18 protein-coding genes and 2 pseudogenes are annotated in these 14,833 nt (G+C 42.2%); 10 read left to right on the top strand and 10 right to left on the bottom strand.

Going from position 1 to position 14,833, the window contains the following annotated elements; all coding sequences use genetic code 11:
* Nucleotides 1-99: 99 nt before the first annotated feature.
* From AC0DBE_RS02155 to AC0DBE_RS02135, 5 genes are all read right to left on the bottom strand, one after another.
* Entirely contained in the window at nt 100-432 is a 333-nt protein-coding gene (locus AC0DBE_RS02155) for an MmcQ/YjbR family DNA-binding protein (RefSeq protein ID WP_472960917.1), read from the bottom strand.
* Between the two features lie 434 nt (nt 433-866).
* Nucleotides 867-2,648: an acid phosphatase gene (locus tag AC0DBE_RS02150; protein ID WP_472960914.1), complete on the bottom strand. Its 1,782-nt coding sequence runs from the start codon at nt 2,646-2,648 to the stop codon at nt 867-869.
* A gap of 341 nt (nt 2,649-2,989) precedes the next feature.
* Nucleotides 2,990-3,739, bottom strand: coding sequence for a metal-binding protein ZinT (locus tag AC0DBE_RS02145; RefSeq protein WP_472960912.1), 750 nt, complete (start codon nt 3,737-3,739; stop codon nt 2,990-2,992).
* A gap of 307 nt (nt 3,740-4,046) precedes the next feature.
* A complete protein-coding gene (locus AC0DBE_RS02140; protein ID WP_004398671.1) occupies nt 4,047-4,403 on the bottom strand; it encodes an SH3 domain-containing protein in 357 nt (118 codons plus the stop codon).
* Between the two features lie 50 nt (nt 4,404-4,453).
* Nucleotides 4,454-4,813 carry an SH3 domain-containing protein gene (locus tag AC0DBE_RS02135; RefSeq protein ID WP_014114562.1) on the bottom strand — a complete coding sequence of 120 codons (360 nt, stop codon included), beginning with the start codon at nt 4,811-4,813 and terminating at the stop codon, nt 4,454-4,456.
* 429 nt (nt 4,814-5,242) lie between these two features.
* Here AC0DBE_RS02135 and AC0DBE_RS02130 point away from each other — a divergent pair, with 429 nt between their 5' ends.
* The 6 genes and pseudogenes from AC0DBE_RS02130 to AC0DBE_RS02105 all read left to right on the top strand — a co-directional run.
* On the top strand, nt 5,243-5,488 hold the full coding sequence (locus AC0DBE_RS02130; RefSeq protein WP_061186636.1) for a hypothetical protein: 246 nt from the start codon (nt 5,243-5,245) through the stop codon (nt 5,486-5,488).
* Nucleotides 5,489-5,505: 17 nt separating this feature from the next.
* On the top strand, nt 5,506-5,874 hold the full coding sequence (locus tag AC0DBE_RS02125) for a spore coat protein (protein WP_472960908.1): 369 nt from the start codon (nt 5,506-5,508) through the stop codon (nt 5,872-5,874).
* Nucleotides 5,875-5,892: 18 nt separating this feature from the next.
* Nucleotides 5,893-7,029: a zinc-dependent alcohol dehydrogenase gene (locus AC0DBE_RS02120; RefSeq protein WP_472960906.1), complete on the top strand. Its 1,137-nt coding sequence runs from the start codon at nt 5,893-5,895 to the stop codon at nt 7,027-7,029.
* 19 nt (nt 7,030-7,048) lie between these two features.
* Nucleotides 7,049-7,246: a hypothetical protein gene (locus tag AC0DBE_RS02115; protein WP_003226012.1), complete on the top strand. Its 198-nt coding sequence runs from the start codon at nt 7,049-7,051 to the stop codon at nt 7,244-7,246.
* Nucleotides 7,247-7,261: 15 nt separating this feature from the next.
* Entirely contained in the window at nt 7,262-7,561 is a 300-nt protein-coding gene (locus AC0DBE_RS02110) for a spore coat protein (protein ID WP_472960903.1), read from the top strand.
* A 62-nt stretch (nt 7,562-7,623) separates the two neighbouring features.
* Nucleotides 7,624-7,839: pseudogene (locus tag AC0DBE_RS02105) on the top strand (helix-turn-helix domain-containing protein); the annotation flags it as partial.
* Between the two features lie 360 nt (nt 7,840-8,199).
* On the opposite strand, the gene AC0DBE_RS02100 reads toward AC0DBE_RS02105, so the two are convergent.
* Nucleotides 8,200-8,448, bottom strand: coding sequence for a MerR family transcriptional regulator (locus tag AC0DBE_RS02100; protein WP_472961338.1), 249 nt, complete (start codon nt 8,446-8,448; stop codon nt 8,200-8,202).
* Nucleotides 8,449-8,531: 83 nt separating this feature from the next.
* Nucleotides 8,532-8,936 (bottom strand): aldehyde stress transcriptional regulator AdhR, encoded by a 405-nt coding sequence (adhR, locus tag AC0DBE_RS02095; RefSeq protein WP_014114566.1) that lies wholly within the window; start codon nt 8,934-8,936, stop codon nt 8,532-8,534.
* Nucleotides 8,937-9,124: 188 nt separating this feature from the next.
* Between adhR and AC0DBE_RS02090 the strand changes: the two are divergent.
* From AC0DBE_RS02090 to yraA, 4 genes and pseudogenes are all read left to right on the top strand, one after another.
* A pseudogene (locus AC0DBE_RS02090) lies at nt 9,125-9,418 on the top strand (carboxymuconolactone decarboxylase family protein); the annotation flags it as partial.
* A gap of 45 nt (nt 9,419-9,463) precedes the next feature.
* On the top strand, nt 9,464-9,859 hold the full coding sequence (locus AC0DBE_RS02085) for a cupin domain-containing protein (RefSeq protein ID WP_472961336.1): 396 nt from the start codon (nt 9,464-9,466) through the stop codon (nt 9,857-9,859).
* 199 nt (nt 9,860-10,058) lie between these two features.
* Nucleotides 10,059-11,108 carry an NAD(P)-dependent alcohol dehydrogenase gene (locus AC0DBE_RS02080; RefSeq protein WP_072183449.1) on the top strand — a complete coding sequence of 350 codons (1,050 nt, stop codon included), beginning with the start codon at nt 10,059-10,061 and terminating at the stop codon, nt 11,106-11,108.
* 150 nt (nt 11,109-11,258) lie between these two features.
* Nucleotides 11,259-11,768 (top strand): cysteine protease YraA, encoded by a 510-nt coding sequence (yraA, locus tag AC0DBE_RS02075; protein WP_014114569.1) that lies wholly within the window; start codon nt 11,259-11,261, stop codon nt 11,766-11,768.
* A 48-nt stretch (nt 11,769-11,816) separates the two neighbouring features.
* Here yraA and AC0DBE_RS02070 read toward each other — a convergent pair whose 3' ends face one another.
* The 3 genes from AC0DBE_RS02070 to levG form a co-directional block, all read right to left on the bottom strand.
* Nucleotides 11,817-13,844: a glycoside hydrolase family 32 protein gene (locus AC0DBE_RS02070; protein WP_072183450.1), complete on the bottom strand. Its 2,028-nt coding sequence runs from the start codon at nt 13,842-13,844 to the stop codon at nt 11,817-11,819.
* Entirely contained in the window at nt 13,777-13,920 is a 144-nt protein-coding gene (locus tag AC0DBE_RS02065) for a hypothetical protein (RefSeq protein ID WP_326201652.1), read from the bottom strand. Before AC0DBE_RS02065 ends, AC0DBE_RS02070 begins: the two co-directional genes overlap by 68 nt.
* Nucleotides 13,921-14,004: 84 nt before the next feature.
* Nucleotides 14,005-14,832, bottom strand: a complete 828-nt coding sequence (gene levG, locus AC0DBE_RS02060) for a PTS fructose transporter subunit IID (RefSeq protein WP_014114571.1) — start codon at nt 14,830-14,832, stop codon at nt 14,005-14,007.
* Nucleotide 14,833 lies beyond the last annotated feature (1 nt).

Raw genomic sequence — 14,833 nt, 5'->3', positions numbered from 1 at the left:
AAACCAGTTGCCATCTTACACTTTATAGATTCCATATAATGCGACACAATGCTCTTGTAGCACTTCAAGGTTTTATACCCTCTCCCTCGGGTCTATCGCTTAGTTCGTTTTAGTTAACATGTAGCTTTGTTTTATCATATCGTATATGTCTTCATCTGGAACAGTTCCGTCAAGAATGATAGAATTCCAATGGTCTTTATTGAGATGAAATGCTGGAACTACCGAAGTGTATTTGTGTCTCCAGAAATCGAGAAAACCGGGTTCACACTTCACATTGATCCAAATATGATCATTTTTTTCAAATATCCACGCAAACACTTTTCTGTTTTTAGCGTGTCGCATTAATGTCCAATTCTTATCACGAAATGGATAATCTTCATATGCATCTTTAAAACTCAAACAATAATCAATTGCTTCCTCTCTATTATTCATTGGTTGTCTCTCCTTCAACAGTTAACTGCCTAAGTTTTTTCTCTACTTTATTTAACCAAAAATGAATAAGTGAATAAAACAACCTTATTGGTCAATTTGCAAGATCAGCACTATCTAAATCATATCTCTATACTCTTTCCCGCACATAAAAAAATTTTCCAACGCTAAATTGTTAGTTGCTTTTTTCAACGTTTTTGCTATGTTCCTACTCAAAGGGAGCATTGAACAAATAGAAGCTCTCGTTGGTTCTACTGACTATGTATTTTTCCCGGCGGTCCGTCAGCCTGTTCACCGTCATCAATCATCACGAGCTCCGATAAACATAAAACAAGCTGGCGGCAATAAGCACCAGCTTGAAAACTATTCTTATTGAATAAATTCCCCCAAGTAATGACCATTGCTCATTTTTTAAGTTGCAGATACTGGGATACAAACTAATTTGCCCTGACTTTTAATTGGATACTGTTGGACTTATAGACGATCTTCACTTTGTACTTGCTTGGTAAACCTACAGTCTCAATTGATGAAAATGATCCATGACGTTTATGATAGGTGATGATCGTGGATCCGTCTGCCGGTACATAATTGTTCGAAAAATGGAGTCGTAATATTCCTTTCATTTTTGCCTTGCCTTTAATGTGAAGCAGGTCATTTTTCCCGCTGAGATTCAGCTCAAGTATACCCTTGGCAGATTGTTTATAGTCTCCTCCGATGATCAGTTTTCCTGACACATCTTCCTTCAGGGTGCCTCCGTTGTTTGAAACATCACCTCTTCCAAATGCTGTCTTCGAGTCGCCCTCAAGTGTCCCCTGATCAATCCGCGTACCGCCGGAATATGTATTGTTCCCCTCCAGCTTTAACGTGCCTGTCCCCTTTTTGGTCAGCTTTCCGGAGCCGGAGATATCGTTGCGCCAGCGATCCAATGCATGGAAGCCGCCTTTTGAAGAATCCATATTCACGGTAACGTCTTTGGCAAAAGCGCCATATCCATCGGCAGCCGAAAAGAGATTAAGCCGTCCCCATCCTTCAGCGTCATTAAGAACAGGATAGCCGGCAGGAAGACCGGTAGTAGCTAAAATCCAGCGGCGCTGCGTTTTATCAAGGTAAGGAAAACGGGTTTCCAGCAGGACTTCAGCTCCCTTAGGAACCACCATTGGTTTAGCAGTTGGATTGATTTGCCCAAATCCGTATGTCAATCGTTGAAAATATTGTTTTTTATTCATGTCATAATCGCTGAATCGATCTTCCGCTGTACCAGTTTGTGTTAACAACTTACTGTGAGCTTCATCATAAGCAGCCTTTTTCAAACGATTATTGGCTGGATCAGATAAAATAGCAGCCGCCAAGCCAGTTGCCATGACACGTCCTCCCATTACATCAAGCGGGGAATGCATGCCGGCAACAATGCGGTTATTTCCGAGTTCCGAAGCTCGGGTAAGGAGTTCCTGATAACGCTCCGGTACGGCATAAGCCATAGCAAAAGCGCTGAGATATGCGGCATTCGTATGCCCACTGGGAAAACCTCCGTCTTTGTCTGGATCAGGATTGATAGCAGGAACAAGGGTCGGAACAAGAATAGAATTGCTTTCCCAGCGAAACGGGCGGGGATAATGAAAGTATCCCTTAGCCGGGTTCGTTGAAGAATAAGGGCCGCGTAACGTATTGACCAAACTCACGACGCTGCCGAGACTGGAACTCGTGCTGCCAGAATTGGTTCCTTCATCATGATATTTTTTGATCGTGGCATCTGCCGGAATACTGTTAATCGTTGTTGTCGCCTCCGCCTTCATTCGATATACATCAGTAAGCGGACCAAGACCGTCAATCACACTGTAGCTCTGATTCCTGCGATCATCAAAATATGCGGCATTTTCCTCACTGAAAGTACGGCGTTCTGCAATGTCTACAACTTTTTGAATGTTGGCATCCAATACGCTGCTGTTCAGTTTGGCTCCGCTATCCCAGGTATTTCCGGGCGTCCAAAGCTTATTAAATTCGGAAAGCACCCCGATTGCAGGATTAGAATTCACTGTAGTATTAGCAGAGCTGTTATTTTTGTAATGATCTACGAAGTATCCTGAAGCAGGGGGCGGCGGCGGAGTTACTGTTTTTGCTTTCGCTGTTGTGCTCGCATAACATACACTCACAGAACTTTGAAATAATATCAGAGAAAATAAAGCCACTACTAAATGCTTCTTCATCCTTAGTAATTTCATTTTTTCATCATACTCTCCCTTACTCTTAATCGATCTCTCCAAAACACTTTTTTCCCACCCGTCAAGTTATTATTGATCGTATCTTAACTTTGTTAATGAAATAGCGCTGTTTTATTAATGTTTTGTTTATTTTATCTAGGCGCCATTGCTATAGAAGTTGCCCTCGGGCTGAGAGAAAGGAAAGGAAGAAAATTAAAGAGGGCAAAAAAGCTGCTGACGAGGAGTCAGCAGCTAACAAAGGGCTATCTAAGTATTCAATCTACTTAAAGGCTAGGCGTGTTTCCCAAAATGACCGTTTGTGTAAAAGAAATACCATACTTCATGGCCATGTTACTCCTCAATTAATGCGCCATCATCTCATGGGCAATATCGTGGCCGTCCATTTCTGACGGGTAGTAGGTAGGCCAGTTTTTAACTTCATCGAGTAAAGCTTTACGGTCATCACCCCAATACAGATGGTAATGACTGGATTTAGTCGGATAGATACTATGATCACTAAACTGAATATACTGAGGAAGTTCTTCAGCTTTTTTAGCTAGTTTGAATATGTATCTTACCCCTCTATTACCCGCATCATATGTTAGAATTTCGTACCCATCATACGTATACTTACCAGAATATTCTTTTCCATTTTTGAAGAACGTTACAGTATCTTGTTTGATTAAGATACGGTCAACATCTGTTTTATACCCTTTTTTATAGTACTCTTTATATTCTTCAGCTGTCTTGTCACCTTCATGTTCTGATTTATATGAAAATACTTCGTCAAGAGTACCATCTTGCAGGTATGGATATACAGATTGCCAGTCTCCCTCCCAATCAGAAAGTGACCGATCCTTTACTTGACTGTCTTTAAAATAGCCTTCATAAATTTTTTCTGTTTCTTCATCATGTGCATGACTATGATCGTGATCATGATTATGAGATTCTGATGTTTGTTCTTGCGTTTTAGAAGAGTCTTCTTCAACTGCTGAGGATGATGCTGTTTTATTAGACTCACCTTTAGATGAACCTGAAGTCTGACATCCTGCCAATACTAGTAATGAACCAATCGCTAATATCCCTAACCTCTTTGCAAATAAAATTTTCATTATAACACTCCTTTTCCCCAAAACGAAATAATTACGATTTGTATTATACATCTATCTTGTGCAAAGATCAAAGAGAAAATGAGATGTTTTCATGATTTCATCATCTTACTTTCTGCCCTCTTGACTGTTCATACAAATACAAACACAATTTCCTCGGTCTTTCATTTATGTACTTAAAGTTATCATTAATGAGTGGGCTATCCTAGCGATTGAGGTATTTATAAACAGGAAAAACCACACCAACAAAGTTGGTATGGTTTATTCAGATAGGCCCTGTAGAAGAGACTCAATTGTACGGAGTATACAGCTAATTGCATTTGTAACCGACAGGGCCGTCTGAACCTGTGTACACATATGTGTCAGAAACATATCCAATATTCACGACACCCCGAGAATCTTTCCACTGGATTTGATCCCAAATATTACTCGTTCCATACTTCCCTGTAACAGTCGTTCCATAAGCATAACAATAGTAAGGAACACGCGAGCCGCTTGGAATGGAAAGCATAATAGGATAATTTGTACCTGGACCGCTACGCATATTTACAGGCGCACCGCTGCTTGTTGAGACCGTAAAGTACTGAACGGCAAGTGCCTGACTGGAAAAAATGAATAATGATGCTATCATAACGGTTAACATACTCAGCATTTTCAGTTTTGTCAATGTCATCCCTCTTTCTTCAATTCCTTCATTTTAAAGCGATAGAACATATGCTACCAGCTGCATTTAGGAACAACCGGACCGTCTGAACCCGTGTAGACATATGTATCAGAGACAAACCCATAAACGACCTCTCCGCTGGCAAGCGTTCGCTCTGTGTAATTCCAAATATTACTCGTTCCATACTTTCCAGTTACAGTTGTACCGGTTTTGTAGCAAAAGATCGGGATACGGCTGCCGCTCGGAATAGTCGTTACAATCCCCCAACTTGTACCTGGGCCGCTGCGCATATTTACAGGCGCACCGCTGCTTGTTGAGACCGTATAATACTGAGCGGCAAGTGCATGGCTAGAAAAAATGAGCAATGATGCAATCATAACCGTAAGTGTACTTAGCATTTTTAGCTTATTCACCTTATACTCTCCCCCTTATAATACGTCTGCTTTCTTACATCCAGTAAAAGAAATTACCTTTCAGAAAACCACGCCCCTCCCCTTCCATATATTTATCAATGTACCATAAACTAGATCTTTAAAAAGTGGAATTACTCCTATGTTTTCGACAAAAAAAACGTGACATTTCGCATTTTCCGAATGTGCAAATATGACCTGTCCATTTTTAATAAGACAAGGCTTTTATACACTTTTTGTGATCATTTCATTAACCGGCGCAACAGAAGCTGTTTAGATAAACAACTGTGTATAAGCGTTTTGTGTGCTTGATGAGAATAAAGCGACTTGTGATCATTCCGTATATGTCATTTTTAGCGGAGAAAAGTTCTTTCTGTATGCTACACCCTAATTTCGGGAAATGTAACGTTGATTAAAGGAGGTTAAATCACTATGGATCATCAAACATTAGCTGCCCACGAGGCTGTAGACTTACATGAAATCGTTAACTTTAAAACACTTTGTATAGCGAAATCGAAGTTAATGCAGGGACTTGTATTTGACCAAGATCTTAAGGACTTGATGCAAAAAGATGTGCAGCAATCCATTCAAGACCTTACTGATTTACAAGCGGTTTATGAGCGTGCCCCATTTCAGGCCCCTGTCCCACAAAGCCGCCCAACGCCAATCATCAATTGAAAGGAAGGTAAGCACCTTTGAATCATGATCACTTAGACCCTATTAATTCGCTACATGTGCCTGAACTTGCAGACACTACATTTGTGATGGATTTTCTTATTCGAACAAAAGAAGGCGTGAGAAATACTGCTGTCGCTTTGACTGAAATCGCTTCACCAGATGTAAGAGCCTTGTTGCGGAAGCAGCTGATGCAAGGAATCGCGATGCACCAAGAGATTACGGAACTGATGATAAGCAAAAAATGGTTCCATCCGTATGAGCTGAGCGAACAGTATAAGCTGGATCAGCTCTCTGCAAAAAACTCGATCATGGTCGGCAACATGAACCTTTTTCCTGATGAAACAAATCGAAAAGGGATGTTTGACCGGACACCTGATGAACACTAACACTGGAGGTTTTACAGCATGAAGGCAGTAACGTATCAAGGCATTAAAAATGTTGTTGTCAAAGATGTGCCAGATCCAAAGATTGAAAAGTCAGATGACATGATTATAAAAGTCACCAGTACAGCCATTTGCGGATCAGATTTACATTTAATCCATGGATTGATTCCCAATCTGCATGAAGACTATGTCATCGGCCATGAACCAATGGGAATCGTTGAGGAAGTTGGGCCAGGGGTTACAAAGGTGAAAAAAGGTGACCGTGTCATTATTCCTTTTACGATCGCCTGCGGTGAATGCTTTTTTTGTAAAAACCAACTGGAAAGCCAATGTGATCAATCTAATGACAATGGAGAAATGGGTGCCTATTTCGGCTATTCAGGTCATACTGGCGGTTATCCAGGCGGGCAGGCTGAATATTTAAGAGTGCCATTTGCGAATTTTACCCATTTTAAAATTCCTGAAACTTGTGATGAGCCCGATGAGAAATTAAGCGTGATTGCCGATGCCATGACCACCGGCTTTTGGAGTGTTGACAACGCCGGGGTAAAAGACGGTGATACAGTTATCGTTCTCGGTTGCGGACCTGTCGGCCTGTTTGCCCAGAAGTTTTGTTGGCTAAAGGGCGCAAAACGCGTCATAGCAGTTGACTATGTAAACTATCGCTTACAGCATGCCAAACGAACCAACAAAGTCGAAATCGTTAATTTTGAAGACCATGAGAATACAGGGAGTTACTTGAAGGAAATCACCAAAGGCGGAGCAGATGTTGTCATTGACGCTGTTGGGATGGATGGGAAAATGAGCGACCTCGAGTTCCTTGCCAGCGGATTAAAGCTTCATGGCGGAACGATGAGTGCATTGGTCATTGCTTCCCAAGCCGTTCGCAAAGGAGGAACCATACAAATTACAGGAGTGTATGGCGGCAGATATAACGGTTTTCCGTTAGGTGATATCATGCAGCGAAACATCAATATACGCTCTGGACAGGCTCCGGTGATCCACTACATGCCATACATGTTTGAATTAGTGTCGACGGGTAAAATTGATCCTGGAGATGTTGTAAGCCATGTCCTGCCGCTTAATGAAGCAAAGCATGGTTATGACATTTTCGATTCAAAAATGGATGATTGTATAAAAGTTGTGTTAAAACCTTAAAAAAACGGGGGTGACAGAAATGGAATACGCCTTACATGAAGTGCTTGAGGTCCAAGAAATGACTGCATTTAAGACACTTTGTTTAACAAAATCCAAAACAATGAAGGCGCTGGTATCTGATCCGAAGCTTAAAGAAATCATGCAGCAAGACGTTGACACCACCACACGGCAGCTACAGGAATTTGCCTCTATTTTATCTAATGCAAAGCATGAATGAGGAGATGAATGATTAATGAATCCTATCATTGAATATCTGACCGGCATGAATGTTTTAACAGACCAAATCATTGCCATGGACTTATTAATTGCAGCAAAAAACGGAGTCAGAAATTATGCGATGGCCGCAACGGAAGCTGGAACGCCTGAAGTGAAAGAGATCCTTACCCGGCATTTAGAGGAAGCCCTCGATATGCACGAACAAATCTCAAGCTATATGGTGGAAAAGGGCTGGTACCATCCTTGGAACACAGACGAACAAGTCAAGCTGAATTTACAAAATATCGAAACCGCGATTCAGTTGCCAACCCTTTAACATACCATTGATTTGCTGAGGAACAGTATTGATTGACCACAACTGTCCCTCAGCTTCTGTTTTTTAAAAGTTATATCGCCATGCGCCCGATTCAATTCCAAAAACAGCTGAGATTGCAGGAAGCCAGACGCCTGTTATTCATGAAGTCAACAGATGCCGCAGATGCTGCATTCCGGGTCGGCTATGAAAGCCCATCACAATTCAGCCGTGAATACTCCCGCATGTTTGGTTTTCCGCCTAAAGAAGATATCAAACGGCTGAGGGGAAAATCTGACTAAATGAACAACGGGGATCTATATTTTTTATAAACTATACTAACTGTTTTTTTGATAGCAAAAGTAAACGTTCGACTTAACGTCAAATATAAAAGCTGGTTTCCTTCTCATCAATAAACAATAAAATAGGCTGAAGGGAATTTTCATTTTTAAAAATCACCTTCAGCCTTAAACCATTTGTTTTTATGACTGTTCCTCTTCATTTGGATAAAGGACAAACTCATATTGATCCCCCTTTATCTGGTCCTTATAGCATTCAATCTTACGGTTTAATACTTGCAGGTTTTGCTGTAAAGTTGAATTTCTATTTCTACCATGTGCTTACGCTTTTCAAGTAAATGCATTCTCTCATGAATCGTTTCCTCACCCATTGCTCGCCCATGCTGTATATTGTTTTAGCTCTGTCCTCGTCATTCCTGAATCTTTCAAATGGAGCAAAAACCGCACCCAGCCGATATCATGATCCGTAAATTCCCGTATATTATTCTCATTTCGATGAGGATTCAGGAGCCCTTCCTTTTCATAATACCTTAGGGTACTTGTTGTCACACTGATGATGTTTGCAAATTCTCCAATCGAATAAGGAATGTAACCACCTCTTTCGGTATCCATTTCTTGTCGGAGAAACAAGTTCGAAACAAAATCCTTATTTTTAACCTGCCCCCTCGGACACAAAGAATGCTATCTTGCGTCACTTATCCGTGAAGACTTTCCGTTTTAGGCCTGCTTTTGAGTTTAGCCTCATTTTCACGCAATTTCCCATCATAATCGTCAATTTTTGTATCTAATCTTTTAATTGTTTCATCAATTTCTTTCCGCTTCTCTATGAGCCGCTGTCTTTCATCAGCCAAGATATTTTTGCGAGCTTCTACCGTACGATCTCCTTCAGTAAATAACGTTGTATATTCAATTAACGCTTCTATCGATAGTCCTGCATTTCGCATGCATTTAATGAATTCAATCCATTTGATATCTTCTTCATCATAATCGCGAATGCCGCTTTCTTTTCGTTTTACCGGCGGGATCAATCCTACACGTTCGTAATATCTGAGTGTTGCAGCTGTTAGGCCAAACTGCTTTGCCACCTGCGCAATATTCATACTCTTCACCTCTCTGTCCTCGTCCTGCATGTTTTGAAGGTAACACTTAAAGTTAACTTTAAGTCAAGCAGAAACAAGTTTTAGCTGCTGAAATCTTTTTTTCAAAAATACAGGGCTTGCCTTAAAGCACACTTTAAGCTCTATACTTCTCCATGCAATAAAAACAGTTTAGATGGAGGGATTGCTAAATGGCAAAAAAACAAACTGCTGGACGAGATATACTAGGAGAATTCGCGCCAAAGTTTGCTGAACTTAACGATGATGTTCTGTTCGGTGACATTTGGGCAAGAGAGGAAGAACTGTCTCCACGGGATCGCAGCATGATTACAGTTTCTGCGTTAATTGCTGGAGGAAGCTTCGAACAATTGACTCCGCATCTTCAAAAAGCGAAGGAAAACGGATTAACAAAAGAGGAAATTGCAGAAATCATCACTCACCTCTCGTTTTATGCCGGATGGCCCAAAGCTTGGTCAGCATTTCATATCGCAAAAGACATCTTTAAAAATGAAAAGAAAACAGGTCAATACATGACATCTGGTCAATTAAGCAATAGCACAATCTTTCCGATAGGTGAAAAAGTTGAAGCGAACTTTACCGGGGATGCATATTTACAAATGATATTTACCGATGAGACGCCTCTCAATGCTTCAATCGGGAATGTCACCTTTGCTCCGGGGGCCCGCAATTACTGGCATTCTCATAAAATTGGGCAAGTTTTGTTAGTGACAGGCGGTGAAGGCTGGTATCAAGAAGAAGGAAAACCAGCTCAATTACTCAAAACCGGAGATGTCATAAATATTCCGCCCCATGTAACACATTGGCACGGTGCGGCGAAAGACAGTTGGTTTGTGCACTTAGCCATTACGCCGGGGGCAACGGATTGGTTAGAGCCTGTTCATGATGACCTGTACCATACCTTATAAAAAATGTACGCCTCGGATCAAATGATTCGGTGCGATTTTACTATAAGGGTTCAACCAAGCCGATCATATGAGATTTTTTCAAAAAACCCTTGCCTTAAAGCGGACTTTAAGGTTTATCGTTATGTTGAAGACACGATAAAACTTAAATAAGTGCATGTTTTTATTTACAGCACTTATGATGAAGAAAGGATAGGTTCATATGTGTAATCAACATCATACCCGTGTATTAAGCGTATCACATGCAAAAGCCAAATTTGAGCAAACGACGATTGAACGAAGAGAATTACGGCCGCATGATGTCTTAATTGATATTCAATTCAGCGGTATTTGCCATTCAGACATCCATAGTGCATTTGATGAATGGGGCGGGGGCATCTTCCCCATGGTACCCGGACATGAAATAGCCGGTGTCGTAACAGCCGTTGGAGCAGAAGTTACCAAGTTTGCTGTCGGGGACCGAGTTGGTGTCGGCTGTTTTGTTGACTCCTGCGGAGAATGCGAATACTGTCTCAGCGGTGAGGAACAGTTCTGCACAAAGGGTGTTGTGCAGACTTACAACTCATTAGACTACGATGGAAATCCGACGTATGGCGGGTACAGCCAAAAAATCGTTGTCACTGAGAGATTTGTTGTCCGAATTCCAGACAGTTTGGAAATGGATGTTGCCAGTCCGCTGTTGTGTGCAGGTATCACAACGTATTCCCCGCTGAAACACTGGAATGTTGGGCCAGGTAAAAAGGTTGCCATTGTAGGAGTTGGAGGTCTTGGACATTTGGCAATTCAATTTGCACATGCGATGGGTGCAGAGGTAACCGTCCTGAGCCGCTCCATGAATAAAAAAGAGGAAGCTCTGGAACTTGGGGCAGATCATTACTTTGCAACTAGCGACCCAGCTACATTCACTGCATTGGCCGGGCGGTTTGACGTGATCTTAAATACAGTATCCGCGAATCTTGATGTAGACGCCTATTTATCAATGCTTCGTATAGACGGAACACTTGTAAATGTCGGAGCACCTGCTGAGCAGGACACATACAGTGTGTTTTCTTTAATCATGGGACGCCGCAGCCTTGCAGGTTCTCTTGTCGGCGGAATTGCAGAAACTCAAGAGATGCTTGATTTCGCTGCTGAGCATGGCATCGCACCTAAAATCGAAGTCATCCGCGCTGACCAAGTGGACGAAGCATACGAACGTATCCTCCGAAGTGATGTCCGGTATCGATTTGTGATTGATATTTCCACATTGTAAGTCTAAAAAATGGGTTAGTCCTTAAATGGGCTGACCCGCTTTTATTTACTGGAAATTCACGAAAAACGATCTCCTTAAGCAAATGGTTTGAAGGCCGGTCAATCTTCCTGTTATTCTATGGGCATAAAGAGGTTATAGGAGGTTTTTGATATGAGCAAAAAAATTGCAGTTCTCGTTACAGACCAATTCGAAGATATCGAATATACAAGTCCGGTAAAAGCATACGAAGAAGCTGGCTACAGTGTCGTAGCTATCGATTTGGAAGCCGGCAAAGAAGTTACCGGTAAGCATGGCGAGAAAGTGAAGATCGAAAAAGCAATCTCAGATGTGGATGCTAATGAATTTGATGCACTTTTAATTCCTGGGGGATTCTCTCCAGATTTGCTTCGTGCAGATGATCGTCCGGGAGAATTTGCGAAAGCGTTTGTCGAAAATGAAAAGCCTGTTTTCGCTATTTGCCACGGTCCGCAAGTATTGATTGATACGGATCTTCTGAAAGGCAAAGATATCACAGGCTACCGCAGCATCCGCAAAGATTTAATCAATGCCGGCGCAAACTACAAAGATGCAGAAGTAGTCGTCAGCCACAACATTGTTACAAGCAGAACACCTGATGATTTGGAAGCATTTAACCGCGAATCATTAAATTTGTTGAAATAAACGAGAAGGCACAGACTGTTTAGGTCTGTGCCTTTTTTCAAGTTAAGACTATTTGTTTACATTCTGAAAGACAGCAGTCGCATCCCACACATTTAAGCCAAAATGACCTTCTGAGAATGCGGAATCATTTGCATCGATCACAAGACGGTCATCTAAATAGATTTTAAAGTGATCGCCTTGAGCTTCCGTTTTCAGATGATACTTTTTATTTACGTCTATCGGCGTTTTGTATTCGGCAATAACAGAAGCGACACCGTTCTCAAATTTAAAGAATTTCACTAGGTCATGCTTCGCATCCACGTTGGCAAGATAACCGTTTTTGGCATCTTTGTCAGAGCGGAACATAAGCGCTCCTGCTCCTCTTCCGTTTCCATCCTTAATGGTAATATCAGATTCATAGGTGAAGTCAGATCCGGATGCTGAAGACATGATAAAGGAATCGCCGTCCGATCTCCCTAGTTTCCCCTCAATTGTGTCGGCCCACGTGCCATTTACATTCGTCCAATCAGTCAAATTTGAGATAAAAGGTGACGTTCCCCACACCTTTTTTAAAGGATATATCGTTAAAGATTTTAGCTTTACACTGCCATTTGCAGCAAATAATTCAAGACCCTTGCTAGATCTATCCGGGAGAATGATATCGGTTATGACCTGCTGTCCGTCATTCCCAAATACTTCAACTGAAGAGCGGTCGACAAAAATGCGCATCTTTACCTTTCCATTTACCGGTTTCAGCGGAGCTGTTTGTTTTCCGGTGTTAAAGGTCGGATTAAAGGTGACGTTCCCCGACTCGCTCCGGTCAACGAACAGTTTGGCGTTCTTTTGATCATAGCCGACTTTTGTAAATTGATTTCTGCCTGTTCGGACTTTAAAACCAAATTCAGTTGCTGAACCTGGGGTCACTTGAAATTCTGCATGTAATTCATACGTATCTCCAGATAGGCCTGCTAACAAATTTTGGCTTGCGGGCGATATGGTCTGATTCTTCCACCTCTTAGAGGTCCCGCGAATGGTTTGCAGCTCTTTTACTGGTGTTTGGACGATCCTCACTCCTCCAGTAAGCGTTTTCAATTTCACCTCTCTTGGAATGGAGGTTGCACTTCTCCATGGGGATGTAGGAACATCATTCGCATATTGCCAATTGCTCATCCAGCCTAACCAAAGCCGCCGGCCGTCTGAGGATGGAATATCAGACCAGGATACAGCCGCATAAAAGTCTTTGCCGTAATCCGTCCAGAGAACTTTGTCTGACGGATTTTCATTGTTAAAATGAGTTCCATCAAAGTCCCCTATGAAATATTGCATGCCTGATCCTCCCGAAACCGCTCCGTTTCCGACACTGACCTGCATCACCCATTTTTTTTGATTCGGATTGCCGTCTACCGGAAGCTCAAACAAATCCGGGCACTCCCATACTCCCCCATGACTTCCTTGCCCCTGTCCAAATTCACTTGCATACGTCCACTGCTTCAAATTTTTGGACGTATAAATGAGGATTCGGTCTCCGGCCGCAAGCACCATCACCCACTTGTTTTCTTTTTCATACCAAAAGACTTTTGGATCGCGAAAATCTTTTTTTCCCGGGTTTGGAATGACAGGGTTGCCAGCGTATTTCGTCCACGTTCTTCCTTTGTCATTGCTATAGGCGATACTCTGCACTTGATGGCCTTCCCGATCCTGTGTATAAATAGCCACAAGCGGCTTCTCTTTGCCTGTCTGAAAACCGCTTGTGTTATTCCTGTCTACAACTGCGCTTCCTGAAAAGATCGTGCCTTTGTCATCCGGAGCCAGCGCAACAGGAAGGTGCTTCCACGTAACCAAATCTTCGCTCACGGCATGCCCCCAATGCATGGGGCCCCACTGAAGCCCGTATGGATGGTATTGATAGAACAAGTGATATTCTCCAGCATAATATACCATCCCGTTTGGATCATTCATCCAGTTTGCTTCCGGCGTGAAATGATATTGAGGACGATAATCCTCGTCATAGTAGCTTGAATCGGCTGCCTCAGCCGGAAATGCCATAGTCAACAGCAGGATGAACATGATCATGACTTGAATAAGTCTCTTTTTCATTTGTTCCTTCGCTCCTCTCTTCATGTTTGAACATTTTCAAGAGAGACTGCTGCACAAGTTGATCCGTTTCTCGCAATTCTCCTCTGTTTCACTGTTATCCAAATGATTGACTATATGATAGAGTGCTGCAGTTTCCCTCTTCTTTCTTACATCACACAGCTTATGCTAAGAATCCAGCCCAATACCCAAGAATCCCGATAATAAAGATCCCGCAAATAATGAGAAGAGGATTCACCCCTTTGCGCAGCATCCATGCCACCAATAACGTTAACCCTAGAGGCAGCGCACCCGGCATAATGCTGTCTAACACATTTTGTACGGTTTGAACATCCACTTTTCCACTTTCATCCTTAATCCTGGACACAACGATTGGAATGTTGATCGTGGTCCATTTGGAAACGAGAGCCCCCATTACAAATAACCCGAGAATCGAAGCACCCTCTGTAAGCTTTTGAATGCGATTCCCCGCTAAATCCTGCAGAATCTCCATTCCTTTCACATAGCCATACTTTAACCCGTAATATTTTGTGCTTAATCTTATGGCGTTCAGCAAGAAAAAGAATAGCAAAGGGCCGGCAATGTTTCCTCCTAAAGCAAGGGATGCCCCTAACGCAGCTAAGACCGGACGAATCGTTCCCCAGAAAATCGGATCGCCTACACCCGCTATCGGGCCCATCAAACCGATTTTCATTCCGCTTATTGCTTTTCCATCAATTCCTTTATTGTTCGCCATTTCTTCTTCCATGGCTGCCGTAACGCCAAATATAGGCGCAGTCAGCCACGGATGTGTATTAAACCATTCCAAATGCCGCTGCAAGGCTTCGTTTCTTTTCGCTCCGGGTCCGTACAGTTTTTTGATCGCCGGAATCATGACATAGCAATATCCCATGGCCTGCACACGTTCGAAGTTAAAGGAGCCGAGCAAAAAATTCGAACGAATAAACATGCTGAAAATTTCTTTTTTCGTTAATCTTTTTTCTTTCTCCATT

This window comes from Bacillus sp. VA15 (assembly GCF_055721145.1).
This window is presented reverse-complemented; position numbering and strand designations above follow the sequence as displayed.

Excerpts from the sequence above, each read along its gene's own strand:
- yraA (WP_014114569.1), top strand. The coding sequence starts at position 11,259 with ATGAGCAAAAAAATTGCAGTTCTCGTTACAGACCAATTCGAAGATATC.
- AC0DBE_RS02100 (WP_472961338.1), bottom strand. The coding sequence starts at position 8,448 with ATGGATACCGAAAGAGGTGGTTACATTCCTTATTCGATTGGAGAATTT.
- AC0DBE_RS02150 (WP_472960914.1), bottom strand. The coding sequence starts at position 2,648 with ATGAAATTACTAAGGATGAAGAAGCATTTAGTAGTGGCTTTATTTTCT.
- AC0DBE_RS02085 (WP_472961336.1), top strand. The coding sequence starts at position 9,464 with ATGACATCTGGTCAATTAAGCAATAGCACAATCTTTCCGATAGGTGAA.
- levG (WP_014114571.1), bottom strand. The coding sequence starts at position 14,832 with ATGGAGAAAGAAAAAAGATTAACGAAAAAAGAAATTTTCAGCATGTTT.
- AC0DBE_RS02115 (WP_003226012.1), top strand. The coding sequence starts at position 7,049 with ATGGAATACGCCTTACATGAAGTGCTTGAGGTCCAAGAAATGACTGCA.
- AC0DBE_RS02155 (WP_472960917.1), bottom strand. The coding sequence starts at position 432 with ATGAATAATAGAGAGGAAGCAATTGATTATTGTTTGAGTTTTAAAGAT.
- AC0DBE_RS02145 (WP_472960912.1), bottom strand. The coding sequence starts at position 3,739 with ATGAAAATTTTATTTGCAAAGAGGTTAGGGATATTAGCGATTGGTTCA.
- AC0DBE_RS02080 (WP_072183449.1), top strand. The coding sequence starts at position 10,059 with ATGTGTAATCAACATCATACCCGTGTATTAAGCGTATCACATGCAAAA.
- AC0DBE_RS02110 (WP_472960903.1), top strand. The coding sequence starts at position 7,262 with ATGAATCCTATCATTGAATATCTGACCGGCATGAATGTTTTAACAGAC.
- AC0DBE_RS02070 (WP_072183450.1), bottom strand. The coding sequence starts at position 13,844 with ATGAAAAAGAGACTTATTCAAGTCATGATCATGTTCATCCTGCTGTTG.
- adhR (WP_014114566.1), bottom strand. The coding sequence starts at position 8,936 with ATGAATATTGCGCAGGTGGCAAAGCAGTTTGGCCTAACAGCTGCAACA.
- AC0DBE_RS02120 (WP_472960906.1), top strand. The coding sequence starts at position 5,893 with ATGAAGGCAGTAACGTATCAAGGCATTAAAAATGTTGTTGTCAAAGAT.
- AC0DBE_RS02130 (WP_061186636.1), top strand. The coding sequence starts at position 5,243 with ATGGATCATCAAACATTAGCTGCCCACGAGGCTGTAGACTTACATGAA.